The organism is Xenorhabdus szentirmaii DSM 16338, assembly GCF_002632585.1.
Taxonomy (GTDB): Bacteria; Pseudomonadota; Gammaproteobacteria; order Enterobacterales; family Enterobacteriaceae; genus Xenorhabdus; species Xenorhabdus szentirmaii.
The window spans coordinates 1,561,284-1,580,856 of sequence record NZ_NIBV01000002.1 but is presented as its reverse complement, the minus strand read 5'-3'; the positions used below and the strand labels follow the sequence as shown (position 1 = coordinate 1,580,856).

General features: G+C 49.5%; 3 protein-coding genes. 2 read left to right on the top strand and 1 reads right to left on the bottom strand.

Annotated features, from left to right (window positions below; translation table 11 throughout):
- Positions 1–97: 97 nt before the first annotated feature.
- Positions 98–946: a MurR/RpiR family transcriptional regulator gene (locus Xsze_RS16880; protein ID WP_038240494.1), complete on the bottom strand. Its 849-nt coding sequence runs from the start codon at positions 944–946 to the stop codon at positions 98–100.
- A 416-nt stretch (positions 947–1,362) separates the two neighbouring features.
- On the opposite strand from Xsze_RS16880, the gene zwf reads away from it, so the two are divergent.
- The gene (gene zwf, locus Xsze_RS16875) at positions 1,363–2,838 is read left to right on the top strand and encodes a glucose-6-phosphate dehydrogenase (protein WP_038240493.1); all 1,476 of its coding nucleotides are present in this window, start codon (positions 1,363–1,365) and stop codon (positions 2,836–2,838) included.
- Positions 2,839–3,839: 1,001 nt separating this feature from the next.
- Positions 3,840–19,544 (top strand): non-ribosomal peptide synthetase, encoded by a 15,705-nt coding sequence (locus Xsze_RS16870; RefSeq protein ID WP_099139149.1) that lies wholly within the window; start codon positions 3,840–3,842, stop codon positions 19,542–19,544.
- Positions 19,545–19,573: the final 29 nt, after the last annotated feature.

Genomic DNA, 19,573 nt, shown 5'->3' with positions numbered 1-19,573 from the left:
TCCATGCTGTAAATATACAGCTAAGGTAACGTCTTTATATGCTATCAGTCCGGAGAGCTGATAAATAGTGAACAAAAACACAGTCTATTTTTCGGATTCATTCCTGTTTATCAAACCGCGAATTACGTAACGCGTCTTTGACTCTCTTCAAGTTATCTCTGAATTTCGAGCCTCTTCGCAGTGTGAAACCGGTTGCCAGCACATCAATGATGGTTAATTGGGCAATTCTGGAAACCATTGGCATATAAATGTCAGTATCTTCGGGGACATCCAGCAGAATAGTCAGGGTCGCTTCGTGAGCCAGTGGCGATCCCGTTGATGTAATGGCAATCACGGTTGCATCATTTTCACGAGCGAGTTTAGCGATTTCAACTAAGCTCTTTGTTCGCCCTGTATGAGAGATCAGTACGACAACATCACCTTCTGTGCTGTTAATACAGCTCATCCTTTGCATCACAATATCGTCAAAGTAGCAGACGGGAATATTGAAGCGAAAAAATTTATTCATGGCATCATGGGCGACTGCAGCAGATGCACCCAAACCGAAAAAGGAAAGTTTTCTGGCCTGTGTCAGCAAATCTACTGCACGATTAATCGTCGAAATATCCAGATTGCTTTTCACTGTTTCCAGATTGGCCATAACGGATTCGAAAATTTTGTGAGTATATGAAGTGACACTGTCACTTTCTTCGACATTTCGGTTCACATAAGGCGTGCCGTTGGCAATGCTTTGTGCCAAGTGTAATTTAAAATCCGGAAACCCTTTGGTGTCCATGCGATGACAAAAACGATTAACGGTAGGTTCACTCACATCTGCCATTTTGGCCAATGTCGCAATACTTAAATGGATAGCCGTTTGTGGTGAATCAAGGATAACCTGCGCAACCTTCTTCTCTGACTTACTCAAAACATCAAGATTATTTTGGAGCCGTTCCAGTATGTTCATAAAACGCAGTTCACCTCGGTTTTAGCGATTTCATTAACAGGAGAAATCTATGTCATTTTCATGAAAATATACTACTTGTTATTGGGCACTGGCAGTAGCAACAATCAGATAACTCGGGATTTTTCATAAAAGTATGACAAGTGTCTAACTTTCAAATTGGTAATATTACTTCTTACACGTTGTAAATTTTCAATTTGCTTTCATTATTCGGTATGAATTTACCCTGTGGCCTTTATGTGATTTCAGCATGAATGTATTCCCGGGTATTCATCAGTTTTGAATGATTATCAAAGGAACGATGACATTGAAGATAAAGGGGATTATGAAAACAGTGTTTACTGCTTATAATCAAAAGAGTACATTACCCGCAGGTTCTGTAAAAAAATTACAATATCCCGTAATTGAGGAGATGCAACATGGCGGTAACGTCTACAGCTCAGGCTTGTGATTTGGTAATTTTTGGGGCGAAAGGAGACTTAGCACGCCGGAAATTAATGCCTTCCCTGTACCAGTTAGAGAAAGCGGGTTATATCCATCCTGATACCCGGATTATCGGCGTTGGTCGTGCTGACTGGGATAAAAAAGCCTACACCAAAGTTGTTGAAGAAGCGTTAACGACATTCATGCCCGAGAAATTGGACGCAGAATTATGGAATAAGCTGAGTTCACGTCTGGAGTTCTGCAATTTAGACGTGAATGAAACGGATCATTTCACCCAATTGGCAAAGGTGCTTAATAAAGGTAATTTGCCGGCCATTCATTATTTTGCCATGCCACCAAGTACCTTTGGTGCAGTATGCCATGGGCTGGGAGCGGCAGGTTTAAATAAAGAACCTAACCGCGTTGTAATGGAAAAACCCCTGGGCACGGATCTTGCCTCTTCCCGTGCCATCAATGACGAAGTTGCTAAATATTTCAACGAAAAGCAAATCTACCGGATTGACCATTACTTAGGTAAAGATACGGTGCTTAACTTATTGGCATTGCGTTTTGCCAACTCACTGTTCGTCAATAACTGGGATCACCGTACAATTGATCATGTGCAAATTACGGTCGCTGAAGAAGTCGGTATTGAAGGGCGCTGGGGTTATTTTGATCAGGCCGGACAGATGCGGGACATGATCCAGAACCATCTTTTGCAAATCCTGACGATGATTGCCATGTCACCACCGGCTGATTTGACAGCAGACCGTATTCGTGATGAAAAAGTCAAAGTTTTGCGTTCATTGCGCCGGATTGATCATACCAACATCAGAGAGAAAACGGTTCGTGGTCAATATACTGCCGGTTTTGTTCATGGCAAAAAAGTGCCGGGTTATCTCGAAGAAGAGGGGGCGAACAAAGCCAGTAAAACGGAATCCTTTGTTTCTATCCGTGTAGATATCGATGATTGGCGTTGGTCCGGAGTCCCTTTTTACTTGAGAACAGGGAAACGTTTACCGGCCAAATGCTCTGAGGTTGTCGTTTACTTCAAGGAGCCTTCCCTGAACTTGTTTGCTGAATCTTACCAGCAATTACCGCAGAATAAATTAACGATCCGCTTACAACCCGATGAAGGTATTGATATCGAAGTACTGAATAAAGCACCGGGGCTGGAGCATAAACACCGCCTGCAAACGACCAAACTGGATTTGAGTTTCTCTGAAACATTTGACCAGAAACACCTTGCAGATGCTTATGAGCGATTGTTGCTGGAAGCAATGCGTGGCATTCAGGCGTTGTTTGTCCGCCGTGATGAAGTGGAAGAAGCCTGGAAATGGGTAGACTCCATTATGGAAGCCTGGGCCGCAGATAACGAACCACCGAAGCCTTACCAGGCTGGTACTTGGGGGCCAGTGGCATCTATTGCCATGATTACCCGTGACGGGCGCTCATGGAATGAATTTGAATAAACTGAATGCTTTTTAGTTCCCATTAGATTCACGTATAAAATTCACACACAATATTCAAGCCGGGTTTATGCCCGGCTTTTTTTTGCATCCTTCCTGCTCATATACACTAAATGACTTGGTCAAATTGCCTGTATTGGCTGAATCTAAGCAGACCGGGTTCCCTTCATATTATCTACTTATCTATTATTTCAAAAATAAACCATCAATTAATCATACTAAATTTAATGAATATATATTTATTCACTACTTTATATATTTGAAATTATATTTTCAAATTTAGTTCCAATTAAAAACCATATTAAGATGAAAATTAACGCAATTGGTGTATGTATTAAACTAATTTTTTTATTATAAAATGAGGTGTAACTCAGTCAGTTTAATTATTTATTGTGAACATGGTAATCATTACAAATTATAAATTAATGAAATTATAAATAATGTTTTTATAGCGAAGACTTTCCCTTTTGAATGCTGAGAGGTTAATTTCCCTGATATTGATCAAAGTAAATGTCGATATTAATTGAGAGCATAAAGGTTTTCCCAGACCGCATAATGAATTAATTTCAAATTAAATAATTGCACAATAAAATTAATTACGATTGGAGGAAATGCAGGGTTTTTTAACTTAACGCAATGAATATATTAAATAAATTATTTTTCATTTAATTATGAAATCCTGTGCTGGCCTATAAGCGTTGTATAAAACTAAAGGTGATTAATAAAAAATAAGGAATAAGTTCGGCGTATTTTTCCAGTTCGCCGTATGAGTTATTTATTACATCGTTGGGGACATAAATACCTAAAAATTTTAATTATTCAGTTATTAATCGGGTTATTAATTTTAATGCCTAAGAAAATGTGCTGCCTGAGGATCTTAATTGATGCTCAGTGTTTTCTTATTTTTATTTCTTTCCATAAAGAAATAAAAGCAAAACATTTTTGACGGCTGCTGGGAATGACAATTTTCAAATAAATAGCAGATTCGTTGAGGTAGTAAGTAGATGAAAGATAGCAAGGTTGCTAAAAAGGGAATTATCTTTGACACAGAATTAGTGCAAGTATCATCAGGAAAGGGCAGTAACGAGAAATTTAATGAGTTGTCAGAGGCTGAACGTACACTGTTGTTGGAAACATGGAATGCCACTGAAACCGTTTATCCTGACCAGTTAAGTATTCATCAGTTGTTTGAACGGCAAGTAGAAAAAACACCGACAGGAACGGCATTAATATCAGGCAATAAAATCCTGAGTTATGCACAATTAAATGCCCGTGCGAACCGATTGGCTCATCGGCTCACTAAACAAGGAATTGGCCCGAATGACCACGTGGCAATCATGCTGGAGCGGTCTATTGAATTAGTCGTGGCACAATTGGCGATTCTCAAGGCGGGGGCGGTTTATATTCCTATCGATCCCAATGTACCGGACGAGAGGAAATACTGGCTGATAAATGATTGCTTGGCTAAATTATTGCTCACCGATATACAGGCGGATGTTCCCGCTGATCTGGATATTTCGCTAATTCGTTTTTCTGACGGGGCAGATATAAGTAAGGGTGAAGAAGAGCTTAATCCCGACCTACTTTGTTCCAGTACTGCACCAGCGTACATCATGTATACCTCCGGCTCCACCGGCACACCAAAAGGGGTGATCGTACCTCACCGCGCTGTAGTCCGGCTCGTTATCAATAATGGCTATACCGAAATTGAAACTAATGACCGGGTTGCTTTCGCCGCCAATCCTGCATTCGATGCCAGCACCTTTGAAGTATGGGCGCCTTTGCTCAATGGCGGGGCGCTGGTAGTTATTGACCACACCACATTATTGACGCCACCGGAATTGGTACAGGCATTGAACCACCATCAAATTACAGTCCTGTGGTTAAGTAGCGGGCTGTTCAATCGATTGGTAGCAGATTTATCCCCCATTATGCCGCAGCTGAAAAAACTTATTGTCGGCGGCGATATTCTTGACCCCCATGTCATTGCCCACGTTTTACGCAGTCACCCGCCTCAGCAATTGTTGAATGCTTATGGGCCGACCGAAGGCACTACTTTTACCACGACATACCGAATTGAAACTTTGGCCGCAGGAACGACCAGCATTCCCATTGGCCGCCCCATTGCCAACACACGGGTTTATTTATTGGATGAGCAAGGCCAGCCAGTGCCATTGGGAATGACTGGCGAGATTTATGTCGGTGGCGACGGTGTCGCTTGCGGTTATCTCAATCGCCCAGAATTGACCGCGGAACGCTTTCTGTCTGATCCATTCCGTGACGTTCCGGATGCGCGGATGTATCGAACAGGAGATTTAGCCCGCTACTTGCCTGATGGTAATTTGGAGTTTCTGGGACGCAACGACCAGCAGGTTAAAATTCGTGGCTTCCGCATTGAACCGGGGGAAATTGAAGCCCGGCTGGTGGAATATCCGGCAGTACGTGAAGCTGTGATAATCGTGTCAGGTGAAGGGCAAGAGAAACAGTTAGTGGCTTACGTGCTGGCAGAGCCGGACAACGCATTGCCTGCCCGTTTGCGTGAACATTTAAGCGCGCGGCTACCGGATTACATGGTGCCGATGGCTTTTGTACAGTTGGATGAATTCCCGCTCACTGCCAATGGCAAACTGGATCGTCGGACCTTACCGGCACCCGGTGAAGAGGCTTTTGCCCGTCAGATTTATGCCGAACCGCAAGGGGAGCGGGAAATGGCATTGGCTACTATCTGGCGCGAATTATTGGGCATTGAACAGATCAGCCGGCATGACAGCTTTTTTGCTCTGGGCGGTCATTCGCTGCTTGGCGTGCGCATGATTGAACAGCTGCGCCATTTAGGCCTGACACTGGCTGCCCGCGACCTGTTCCAGTCTCCGGTGCTGGCGGAATTGGCCCAAGCCTTGGAGCAACACCAGATTGTGGCAGTGCCGCCGAATGTCATTACCACAGAAACCACGGCACTGACGCCGGCGATGTTGCCGTTGATTGACTTGACCCAGTCTGACATCGACCACATCGTCAGGCAGGTGCCGGGCGGGGTGGTGAACATTCAGGATATCTACGCGTTGTCACCGTTGCAGGACGGTATCTTGTTTCACCATTTGCTGGCGAAAGGCGGTGATCCGTACCTGCTGGCCTATCCCATGATCTTTGCTGACCGTGACTTGCTGGATCGCTATTTATCTGCGGTACAACAAGTGGTTAACCGCCATGATATTTTGCGTACCGCTTTTATTTGGCAAGGATTGTCTGTTCCGGCGCAGGTAGTTTGGCGTCATGCTTCATTATCGATCACTGAATTGGTGTTGAACCCGGCTGACGGACTTGTCAGTGACCAGTTAGCGAAACGTTTCGATCCCCGTAGCTACCGGCTTGAACTGAATCAGGCACCGTTGTTGCGCTTTGTAATCGCACAAGAAACGGATGGCCGTTGGTATGTATTGCAACTGCAACATCATCTGATTGGCGACCATACCACGCTGGAAGTGATGAACCGTGAAGTGCGGGCTTGTCTTGACGGGCAGGGGGATGATTTACCACCGCCAGTTCCTTTCCGTCATCTGGTGGCCCAGGCCCATCAAGGGGTTGATCAGGAAACATATACCCGTTTCTTTACCGGGATGCTGGCGGAAGTGGATGAACCCACATTACCGTTTGGGTTGACCGAGGTACATCGCGATGGCTCACAAGTCATACAAGCACACCGAATTCTGCCTCCTGAATTGAATGACCGTCTGCGGGCGCAGGCGAGGCGTCTGGGCGTCAGTCTGGCAACCCTGTGTCATTTGGCGTGGGCACAAGTACTGTCACGTACCAGCGGACAGGAGAAAGTGGTATTCGGCACTGTGTTGTTTGGGCGCATGGCGGCAGGAGAAGGGGCTGACAGCGGCATGGGGCTGTTTATCAATACCCTGCCATTGCGGTTGGATATAGACGGTACTTCGGTACACGATAGTGTCAGGATGGCACATGCCAGATTAGCCGGATTGCTGGATTATGAACATGCTTCACTGGCATTGGCACAGCGTTGCAGTGGCGTACAGAGCGGCACACCACTTTTTAGTGCCTTATTGAATTACCGACACAATGAACAACCGGTGATACCACATGAGAAGATGGAGGGAATTGAGTTCCTTGGTGAACAAGAGAGCACCAACTACCCATTTGTTCTTTCGGTGGAGGATGGTGTCGATACATTGGGCCTGACGGCTCAGGTGGTACAACCGTTTGATTCAGAACGGGTATGCAGTTATATGCAGCAGGCGCTGGAAAGTCTGGCAGATGCGCTGGAATTTTTACCGGAAACGCCAGTCCGGGCGCTTAACATTTTGCCGGCATCGGAACGCACGCTGTTGCTGGAAACGTGGGGCACGGTTGCAACCCCCTATCCGGAACAATTGTGTATCCATCAATTAATTGAACAGCTGGCGGAAAAAACACCGGATGCCACAGCACTGGTGCATGAAAATCAAACGCTAAGTTATGGGCAACTGAATATCGCCGCTAACCGGCTCGCCCATCGACTCATTGCCTTGGGAATCGAACCCGATCAGCGGGTAGCGATTTGCATGGCAAGCTCTCCCGCGCGGGTGATAGCCGTATTGGCCGTGCTGAAAGCGGGCGGGGCCTATGTGCCTTTAGATCCGGCTTATCCCGGGGAACGGCTGTCACACATCCTGACCGATGCTGCCCCGGATATATTGCTGGCAGACAGTACCGGACAAGCCACATTGGATGAAAAAGCGCTGGCAAGATTGACGGTACTGGACCCAACAGTCTTACCTGACCAGCCGGACAGCAATCCGGAAGTCATTGCCTTGACCTCCCGCCATCTAGCCTACGTGATTTACACTTCCGGATCGACCGGAATGCCCAAGGGGGTAATGATTGAACACCGTGGGCTGGTCAATCTGATTCAGGATAAAATCGCCCAATTCGGCATTCATCCCACCAGCCGAATGTTACAGTTTGCCTCATTTGGCTTTGATGCCAGTGTCTGGGAAATCATGATGGCATTGAGCAGTGGAGCCTGTCTGGTTATTCCGGCCGAAACTGTCCGCCAAGACTCATGTCGCCTTTGGCATTATCTGGAAGAGCAATCGGTGACACATGCCTTCCTGGCTCCGGCGTTATTGCGAGACGGGACTGATTTACCGACGCTGACAATAAAACCAACCTTGATTTTGGGAGGCGAAGCCCCCAGCCTTGCACTGCTGCGGACACTAAGCGGTCAGTCAACGCTGTTCAATGCTTATGGCCCGACCGAAATCACAGTCTGCGCGACCAGTTGGCGTTGCCCGCCACACTATACTGATATGCAGATCCCCATTGGGCGCCCAACGGCGAATACACGAATTTATCTGCTGGATAACGACGGCCAGCCCGTTCCATTGGGGGCAGTGGGCGAATTGTATATTGGCGGTGCGGGTGTCGCCCGTGGTTATCTCAATCGTCCTGATTTGACTGAAGAACGCTTTTTGGCTGATCCATTTAGCGATGCACCTGAGGCCAGAATGTATCGGAGCGGAGATCTGGTTCGCTATTTACCGGACGGCAATCTGGTGTTTGTTGGCCGTAACGACCAGCAAATTAAAATCCGTGGCTTCCGCATTGAACCGGGGGAAATTGAAACCCGGTTGGCAGAACATCCAATGGTGCATGAAGCACGGGTAGTCGCTGTGACCTTGGGGCAAGGGCAGGACAAGCGTCTGGTTGCCTATATCACAGCCGAAGCTGTTGCCGAAACGGACAGCGGATTAGCATCCATTCTGCATGCTCATTTGAGCGCAGTGTTACCTGATTATATGGTGCCTGCGGCTTTTGCGCGTTTGGCGGCTTTCCCATTGACACCAAACGGTAAATTGGATCATCAGGCTTTGCCTGCACCGGGAGAGGATGCGTTTGCCCGCCAGATTTATGTCGCGCCACAAGGGGAAATGGAAATCGCCGTAGCGGCCATCTGGCGTGAATTGCTGGGCGTTGAGAGAATTGGCCGGCATGATAATTTCTTTTCCTTGGGCGGACATTCCCTGTTGGCGGTGCGGATGATGAACAGAATAACCGCCTTCGGTGTCGAGCTGCCGCTGGCGACTTTGTTTATGTCCCCGTCACTGGTGGCATTTACTGAAAAAATCTGCGAACAACGTCATGCGAACAGTGCGAAATTGCCTGAAATTAAGCCAATATCCCGTGACAGTATTTTGCCGTTATCGTTTGGTCAGCAGCGTCTGTGGTTTTTGGCGCAATTTGAGGGAGTCAGTGATACCTATCACATTCCGGCAGCTTTGTGTTTACGTGGCCGGCTTGATCTGTCCGCTTGGCAGCAGGCCCTGAATCGCCTGTTTGCCCGCCACGAAGCGCTGCGTTCAGTTTTTGTCACCGTAGAGGGTCAGCCTCAGGTTGAACTGCTGTCGGCAGAATTGGGTTTGCCGATGCAACAATACGATTTGCGTACAGTGGCCAATGTGGATGAACAGCTTAAAAACTTGTGCGCACAGGAAGCTAACACACCGTTTGATCTTGCCCGTGGTCCCTTAATTCGCTGCGCACTGTTCCAATTGGCGGAAGAAGAACATCTGTTCTTGCTGACTCAGCATCACATCATCTCCGATGGCTGGTCTTTAGGGATACTGAAATCAGAACTGGCGGCGCTTTATGCAGCTTGCTTAAATCAACAACCCGATCCGCTGCCGCCATTGACCATTCAATATCCTGATTATGCGGCTTGGCAACAGAAAACATTTTCTGGTGAAGGCATTCAGGCACAGAGTGATTACTGGCGCCGGACGCTGGCAGATGCTCCGGTGTTACTTGAGTTGCCGCTGGATAGACCCCGTCCCTCCCGACAATCCTTTGCCGGCGGCCGAGCAGCCGTACATTTTGATGCCTCGTTGGTACAGGACTTAAAACAGTTGGGGCAACAGCACGGCACCACATTGTTTATGACACTGCTGACCGCGTGGTCTGCGCTGTTATCACGCCTGTCTGGCCAGGATGATATGGTCATTGGCATACCGAGTGCCAACCGTAACCAGCGGGAAATTGAGCCGCTGCTCGGTTTCTTTGTCAACACACTGGCGCTGCGAATTGATTTATCCGGCATGCCGGATGTGGTCACGTTGTTGCAGCGTGTACGCCAGACGACATTGGGCGCACAGGAACATCAGGACTTGCCTTTCGAACAAATGGTAGAAATTGTTCAACCGCCGCGCAGGCCAGAACATACCCCACTGTTTCAGGTGATGTTTGCCTGGCAGGAGAGTGAAACGGAAGAGTGGCAGTTACCGGAATTGGCAATCACGCCATTTGAGCTGGAATACGATATCGCGAAATTTGATCTGCAATTGGAATTAACGGAGAAGGCGGGGGAAATCGTTGGGGAGCTGAATTATTCTTCTGCCTTGTTCGACCACGAAACCATCGAAAGGCAGGTCGGGTATTTGCAGGTTATCTTGCGGGCAATGGTGAACCAACCCCAACAACCGGTGATGGCCATCGATATATTGTCGCCCACGGAACGGGAATTATTGCTGGAAACCTGGAATGCGACCGAAGAGCCGTATCCGACACAACTGTGCATTCATCAGTTATTTGAACAACAGGCGCAGAAGACGCCGGATGCCATAGCGGTGAAGTATGAAAATGAAACACTCAGCTATGCAGAACTGAATGCCCGCGCCAACCGATTGGCTCACCAGCTTATCGCGTTGGGTGTCGTGCCGGATCAGCGGGTGGCGATTTGTGCGGCACGCTCACTGGTAAGAATAATCGGGGTGTTGGCGATCCTGAAAGCAGGAGGTGCTTATGTACCGCTGGAACCGTCCTATCCCGGTGAGCGTCTGGCTTATATGCTCACTGATGCCGCACCGGTTATTTTATTGGCGGATAGTATCGGGCAGGCCGCATTCAGTGGGGAAGTTCTGGCAACGTTGACGGTGCTCGATCTGGATACTTTGCTGCCGCAGCCGGACTATAACCCGCAGGTTCTTGGATTGACCCCGCAACATCTGGCTTATGTGATTTACACATCTGGCTCTACCGGTAAACCAAAAGGGGTGATGGTAGAACATCGCGGTTTGGTTAATCTGATTTGGGATAAAGTGAACCAATTTGGCATTCGCCCTAATAGCCGGGTATTGCAATTTGCTTCATTCAGCTTCGATGCCAGTGTTTGGGAAATCATGATGGCATTGAGTTGCGGAGCCATGTTGGTGATCCCGACAGAAACAGTGCGGCAAGATCCGCAGCGCCTTTGGCATTATCTGGAAGAACATCAGATAACACATACCTGTCTGACACCGGCGCTGCTGCGGGATGGCGCTGATCTGCCAGCAATAGCGGTAAAACCGACGTTGATATTGGGCGGGGAAGCGCCGAGTGTCGCGTTGTTTCAGGCCCTGCGGGATCGGGTAACTCTGTTCAATGCGTATGGCCCGACAGAAATCACTGTCTGTGCAACTTGCTGGCACTGCCCGGCAGATTATACTGGGATGTTGATCCCTATTGGCCGTCCGACCCCGAACACCTCTATTTATCTGCTGGATAATCACGGCCACCCGGTGCCGTTCGGCACTGTGGGTGAATTGTATATTGGTGGTGACGGTGTCGCCCGTGGCTATCTCAATCGTCCTGATTTGACGGCTGAACGTTTTCTGGCAGATCCGTTCAGTGATCAACCGAATGCCCGGATGTACCGAACCGGGGATTTGGCCCGTTATTTGCCAGACGGCAATCTGATTTTTATGGGCCGCAATGACCAACAGGTGAAAATCCGCGGTTTCCGCATTGAACCGGGAGAAATAGAAGTGCGATTGGCGGAACACGCTGAAGTCAGTGAAGCGCTGGTTTTGGCATTGGGGGAAGGGCAGGATAAACGTCTGGTGGCTTATGTTATCGCGCAAGCAAATGACGGACTGGCAACCAGATTGCGTGAACACCTGAATGATATTTTGCCTGACTATATGGTGCCGGCGGCTTTTGTGCGTTTAGAAGCCTTTCCGCTGACGCCTAACGGTAAGTTGGATCGCCAGTCGCTGCCATCCCCTGATCAGCACGCCTTTGCCCGTCAGGTTTATCAGGCGCCACAAGGGGAAATTGAACTCGCATTAGCGGCTATCTGGTGTGACTTACTGAATGTTGAACAAATTGGCCGGCATGACAGTTTCTTCGCCTTGGGCGGGCATTCTCTGTTGGCGGTTAAAATGATTGAGCGTTTACGGTGCCTTGGCTTAGGCCTGTCAGTACAAACGTTATTCCAGCAGCCGACATTAAGCGTTTTGGCCCAGTCTTTGGCCCAGCATCGTGAAATTAGTGTGCCTGATAACCGAATTACACCGGAAGTGACGGCCATAGCACCAGCAATGCTGCCATTGATTGAGCTTACTCAGGCTGACATTGATTGTATTGTCGAACAAATGCCGGGCGGGATAGCCAATATTCAGGATATCTATGCGCTGTCACCGTTGCAGGATGGCATCTTATTCCACCATTTGCTGGCAAATGAAGGCGATCCCTATCTGCTTGTCACGCAACAGGCTTTTGCTGACCGACATTTACTCGACCGTTATCTGGCTGCGGTTCAACAGGTGGTCGACCGCCATGATATTTTGCGTACTGCTTTTATTTGGCAGGGACTGTCTGCCCCGGCTCAGGTTGTTTGCCGCCAAGCACCTTTGTCAGTGACGGAACTGACACTCGACCCGGCTGATGGGCTTATCAGTGATCAACTGGCTCGGCGTTTTGATCCGCGCCAGTATCGTATTGATCTGAGTCAGGCACCATTATTGCGTTTTGTTGTGTCACAAGAGAGTGATGGGCGCTGGATTGTACTGCAATTGTTGCATCATCTCATTGGCGACCATACCACATTGGAGGTAATGAACAGCGAAGTTCAGGCTTTCCTGACCGATCGAACAGACAGTTTGCCTGCACCCGTGCCGTTCCGTCATCTGGTTGCACAGGCTCGGCAGGGTGTCAGTCAGGCAGAACATACCCGTTTCTTTACCGAGATGTTGGCGGAAGTCGATGAGCCAACGCTGCCATTTGGGTTATCGGAAGTACACCATGATGGTTCACAGGTAACGGAATCTCACCGGATGCTGGCAGCGGAATTAAACGAACGCTTGCGTAATCAGGCGCGGCGGTTGGGCGTCAGTGTGGCGGCGCTGTGCCATCTGGCTTGGGCACAAGTGCTGTCGCGCACCAGTAGGCAGCAGAGAGTGGTATTCGGCACGGTCTTGTTCGGGCGTATGGCAGTAGGTGAAGGATCTGACAGTGGCATGGGGCTATTTATCAATACTTTGCCATTGAGATTGGATATCGATAATACCTCAGTGCAGGAGAGCGTACGTACCGCCCACAGCCGACTGGCCGCGTTATTGGAGCATGAACATGCCTCACTGGCACTGGCGCAGCGTTGTAGTGGCGTAGCCAGCGGAACGTCGCTTTTTAACGCGTTGCTGAACTACCGGCACAATACGCAGCCGGTAACACCCAATGAAATCGTCAGCGGCATCGAATTCCTTGGGGCACAGGAGCGGACCAACTATCCGTTTGTGCTGTCGGTAGAAGATGGCGGCACTGATTTGGGGCTGACGGCTCAAGTGGTGCAGCCCTTTGATCCAGAACAGATATGCAGTTATATGCAACAGGCATTGGAAAGTTTGGCAGAAGCACTTGAGCAGGCAGCCGATATGCCAGTACAGCAGTTAGACATTATGCCGGAAACTGAACGCACCCTGTTGCTAAAAACCTGGAATACGACTGAAACCGCATATCCTGAATCATTGTGCATTCATCAACTGTTTGAACAACAAGTGAAAAGTGCGCCAGATGCCACGGCACTTATGTATGAAGGCAAATGTTTCAGCTATGTCGAATTAAATGCGGATGCTAACCGATTGGCACACCAACTTATCACATTGGGTGTTGCGCCAGATCAGCGGGTAGCGATTTGCATGGCAAGCTCACCTGCGCGGATAGCGGGGCTTTTGGCAGTATTAAAAGCGGGAAGTGCTTATGTGCCATTGGAGCCAGCCTATCCAGGTGAGCGTTTGGCTTATATGCTCAATGATGCGGCACCGTCAGTTGTACTGGCAGATAATGTGGGCCGTATGGCGCTAGGTGAACAGACGCTTGCCGGATTAACGGTTCTTGATCCCACTATTGAGTTGGAAGGGATTGTGTCGGAAAGGCCAGACAACGTTAATCAATCAGATAATAACCCTCACATTCCCGTGCTAACTTCACGGCATCTGGCCTACATCATTTACACTTCCGGCTCTACCGGTATGCCAAAAGGGGTAATGGTAGAACACCGCGGGCTGGTCAATCTTATTCAGGATAAAATCTCCCAATTTGGCATTCTCCCTGCTAGCCGGATGTTGCAGTTTGCTTCATTTGGCTTTGATGCGGGCGTCTGGGAAATCATGATGGCGTTATGCAGCGGCGCCGCTCTGGTTATTCCTGATGATGCGGTTCGTCAAGATCCACACCGACTTTGGCATTACCTGCAAGAACAATCAGTGACGCATGCCTGTTTAACTCCGGCCTTGCTGCGGGATGGGGCTGAGTTACCCTCGCTCACGCTAAAACCGACATTGATATTGGGTGGTGAAGCACCCAGTGTAGCTTTAATTAAGGCACTGCATAGCAAAGCCACGGTTTTCAATGCATATGGCCCGACAGAAATTACGGTTTGTGCGACCCACTGGCGTTGCCCGTCAGACTATACCGATGGCTCAATCCCTATCGGACGCCCGACCGCGAATACCTGCCTCTATCTGCTGAATGCCCTTGGTCAGCCTGTACCATCAGGAGCCATAGGTGAGCTTTATATTGGTGGAGCTGGTGTAGCGCGTGGTTATCTCAATCGCCCTGAATTGACAGAAGAGCGTTTCCTTGCCGACCCATTCAGTGATGTTGCTGATGCCAGAATGTATCGCACTGGGGATTTAGTACGTTATCTGCCGGATGGCAATCTGCTCTTTGTTGGCCGTAACGATCAGCAGATTAAAATCCGCGGATTCCGCATTGAACCGGGGGAAATAGAAGTTTGGCTGACAGAATACCCTGAAGTGAATGAAGCATTGGTGCTGGCATTGGGTGATGGTCAGGATAAACGGTTGGTGGCTTATGTGGTGGCGAAAACCGATGACGGGCTGGTTAACCGCCTGCGTGAGCATCTGAGTGCACTGTTGCCTGAGTATATGGTGCCGGCAGCTTTTGTTCGGTTGGATGCTTTCCCGCTGACGCCCAACGGCAAGCTGGATCGCCGGGTGTTGCCTGCTCCGGGTGAGGATGCGTTTGCCCGTCAGATTTACGTTGCACCACAGGGAGAAACTGAAATCGCGTTGGCTGCTATCTGGCGCGAATTATTGGGTGTTGAACAGATCAGCCGCCATGACAGTTTCTTTGCCTTGGGCGGTCATTCGCTGCTTGCGGTGCGCATGGTTGAGCGCCTGCGTAATTTGGGTTTAACACTGGCGGTGCGTCAGCTGTTCCAATCTCCGGTTCTGTCTGAACTGGCGCAAAAATTGAAATGGGATCAAACCGAAAAAGTGCCGGCCAACGTGATTACACCGGCCATCACAGCGTTAACGCCGAAAATGCTGCCGTTGATTGATCTCACTCAGCCTGAGATTGATCATATCGTCGGGCAAGTGCCGGGCGGGATAGCCAATATTCAGGATATTTATGCGCTGTCGCCGTTGCAGGATGGGATCTTGTTTCACCATCTATTGGCTGATGAAGGTGACCCCTATCTGTTGGCGGGTCAGATGGCCTTTGCTGACCGCTCTTTGTTGGATCGTTATCTGGCGGCGGTTCAACAAGTGATTAACCGCCATGACATTCTGCGTACCGCCTTTATCTGGCAGGGATTGTCTGTGCCGGCTCAGGTTGTTTGTCGTCAGGTGCCGCTGTCGGTGACGGAATTGACATTAGATCCGGCTGATGGTTCGGTCAGTGAACAACTGGCACAGCGATTCAACCCACGTCGATACCGGCTCGATTTGGGGCAGGCGCCATTGCTGCGCTTTGTCATAGCGAAGGAAGTTGTAGCGAAGGAAATAGCGGCACAGGAGGGCGAGGGCCGCTGGATTGTATTGCAGCTGATGCACCATTTAATTGGTGACCATACTGCCTTGGATGTAATGAGCAACGAAGTTCAGGCATACCTTGATGGACAGGGCGGGCACCTGCCAGCACCGGCACCATTCCGCAATCTGGTGGCACAGGCCCGGTTTGGGATGAGTCAGGAACAACATACCCGTTTCTTTACTGAGATGTTGGCTGAAATCGATGAACCGACATTGCCGTTTGGATTGGCAGAAGTTCGCCATGATGGTTCACAGGTAACCGAATCGCACCGGATGTTATCGCCTGAATTAAATGGCCGTTTGCGTGATCAAGCCCGATTGTCGGGAGTCAGTCTGGCAGCGCTGTGTCATCTGGCATGGGCACAGGTGCTGTCGCGTACCAGCGGACAGCCGCGGGTGGTATTCGGCACGGTCTTGTTCGGACGCATGGCCGTAGGTGAAGGGGCTGAAAATGGCATGGGGCTGTTCATCAATACCTTGCCACTGCGCTTGGATATGGATGGCATCTCTGTGCGGGACAGTGTACAGGCAACCCATCACCGTCTGGCGGGATTACTGGAACATGAATATGCCTCACTGGCCTTGGCCCAACGTTGCAGCGGTGTACAAGGTGGAACACCGCTGTTCAGTACCTTGCTGAACTATCGGCACAATGTCGGTTCGGCAACCTCCAATGAAATCATGAGCGGTGTTGAATTCCTTGGCGCACAGGAGCGGACGAACTATCCGTTTACGCTGTCAGTGGAAGATTTTGGTGATGCACTGGGATTGACGGCACAAATCGCCCAGCCGTTTGATGCAGGGAGGGTGTGCGGTTACATGCAACAGGCGCTGGAGAGTTTAGTGTCAGCACTTGAACATGCCCCGGAAACCCCGATCCAACAACTGAACATTTTACCGGCAGCAGAAAGGCATTTATTGTTGAAAACCGGGTACGCTCCGCAAATTGCCTATCCGGATTCGTTGTGTATTCATCACCTGTTTGAACATCAGGCGGAAAACAACCCTGATGCAACGGCGCTGATTTATGAAACACAAGCTTTCAGCTATGCGGAACTGAATGCGCGTGCCAACCGATTGTCCCATCAGTTAATGGCATTGGGCGTGAAGCCAGACCAGCGGGTAGCGATTTGCGTCACGCGTTCACCAGCAGGCATCATCGCACTTCTGGCGGTACTGAAAGCGGGTGGGGCTTATGTTCCTTTAGATCCTGCTTATCCAGTCGAACGGCTGGTTTATCTGCTCAACGATGCAGCACCATCAGTTGTATTGGCAGACAACGCGGGCCGTACCGCGTTAGGCGAACAGGCGCTTGCCGGATTAACGGTCCTTGATCCGACTGTCCAGCCTGACCAGCCGGACGATAATCCCTACATTTCTGCGCTAACATCACGACATCTGGCGTATATCATTTATACATCCGGTTCTACCGGTATGCCAAAGGGGGTGATGGTAGAACATCGCGGCTTGGTTAATCTGATTTGGGATAAAATGAACCAATTTGGCATTCGTCCGAATAGCCGGGTATTACAATTTGCTTCATTCGGTTTCGACGCCAGTATCTGGGAAATCATGATGGCATTGTGCAGCGGCGCGACGTTGGACATCCCTGTCGATACTATCCGTCAAAACCCACTCAGCCTTTGGCATTATCTGGAAGAACATCAGGTAACACACGCCTGCCTGACGCCGGCACTATTGCGGGATGGCACTGATTTACCGAGGCTGGCAATAAAACCTACCTTAATACTGGGCGGAGAAGCGCCGAGCGCCGCACTGTTTCAGGCCCTGCGGGATCGGGTAACACTGTTCAATGCTTATGGCCCGACAGAAATTACGGTCTGTGCAACCTGTTGGCGTTGCCCGCCAGACTATGCAGAGATGCAAATCCCTATCGGTCGCCCGACTGCAAATACACGCCTTTATCTGCTGGATAATGACAGCCAGCCAGTACCATTTGGCGCTGTAGGTGAATTGTATATTGGTGGTGCGGGTGTCGCACGCGGCTATCTCAACCGCCCTGAGCTGACGGCCGACCGTTTTCTGGCGGATGCGTTCAGCAATCAAACGGATGCCCGGATGTACCGAACCGGAGATTTGGCCCGTTACTTGCCGGACGGCAATCTGGTTTTCGTTGGCCGCAATGACCAACAGGTAAAAATTCGCGGTTTCCGCATTGAGCCCGGTGAAATCGAAGCACGGCTGACGGAATCCCCTGAAGTCCGTGAAGCGCTGGTTTTGGCATTGGGGGAGGGGCAGGATAAACGGCTGGTGGCTTATGTCACAGTGCAGTCTGATGCAGCACAAGCGAATAAGGCAGGTGAGCAAGCCAATAATCCAGCAGCGCTGGCAGATAATGGATTGGCGGCCCGGTTACATCGCCATTTGAGAGATTTGTTACCTGACTATATGATCCCCGCGGCTTTTGTGCAGTTAGATGCCTTTCCATTGACCCCGAACGGCAAACTGGATCACCGGGCACTGCCGGTGCCGGAGCAACATGCTTTTGCCCGTCAAATTTATGAAGCGCCGCAAGGGGAAGCGGAAATCGTGATGGCAGCTATCTGGCGTGAATTACTGGGTGTTGAGCAAATTGGCCGGCATGACAACTTCTTTGCCTTGGGCGGACACTCTCTGATTGCCATGCGGATGGTGAATCTGGCCGCAGAAAGAGGGTTGATTTGCTCATTGAATAATTTGTTCCAATTCCCGGTCCTGGCAGAACTCGTGGCAGAGATCACATTAGATCCGTTATCCCAATCGCAAAGCAGCGCCATACCAGTACGGCCGGAGGGTAGTGAACCGCCATTATTCTTTGTTCCCAGCGGCATGGATGACTATTCTTATGTCTTCGGGCTGGCGCAGCATATTCAGTCGGATTACCCGATTTATGCATTGCCTTGGCCGATCCTTAATGAGGAACTGCCAACCATTGAAGCCTTGGCAGCCAGAATGGTCACTCTGATGAAAGCGGTGAGGCCGAAGGGACCATACCGGATATACGGTTACTCTTCTGGTGGCATACTGGCTTATGCCATTGCTGAGCAGCTTTTGAATGCAGGAGAGACGGTTAACTTCTTGGGACTGATCGATACACCTGCGCCTTACCGTTTCAAGACACTGGCTATTCAACCCAAACTTCAGTTTCTGGCTGATTTGGCAAGGAAATCAATGAATGAGCATCCTCAGGAAATTGAGATATTGCATCAGAAACTGGATGAACTGAATTTGGCACAACTCATTGCTGCTGCGCAGGCGTTGGGATTATACCCATCGAATCTGCGCCCTGCTTTGATTGCAAGGCGTTGGGAGCAAATGGGTAACTATGTTCAGATGGTCAAAAAGTATGAGCCGCAAGCCCTTTCAATAACCTTGCAGCAGTTCTATGCGATGGAGCCTTATCCGCAACTTCCGTTTATGACAGATGTTGAGCTACAGTTGATAACCATGGAACCGTCATTGGGTTGGGATCAAATAATCCCTGATTCTTTGCTGCAATTAACCGCTGTTCCGGGGGATCATTTTAGCCTGATGGAAAATAGTGAAAATAAAAGGACTCTGGCTGAAGCCTTAAGCTTGGCATTGGAAATGAATTGTGAGGAGGAAGTGCTGTAATATCGGTGTTCGTGAGGGATGACAAGCGA

Excerpts from the sequence above, each read along its gene's own strand:
- Xsze_RS16880 (WP_038240494.1), bottom strand. The coding sequence starts at position 946 with ATGAACATACTGGAACGGCTCCAAAATAATCTTGATGTTTTGAGTAAG.
- zwf (WP_038240493.1), top strand. The coding sequence starts at position 1,363 with ATGGCGGTAACGTCTACAGCTCAGGCTTGTGATTTGGTAATTTTTGGG.
- Xsze_RS16870 (WP_099139149.1), top strand. The coding sequence starts at position 3,840 with ATGAAAGATAGCAAGGTTGCTAAAAAGGGAATTATCTTTGACACAGAA.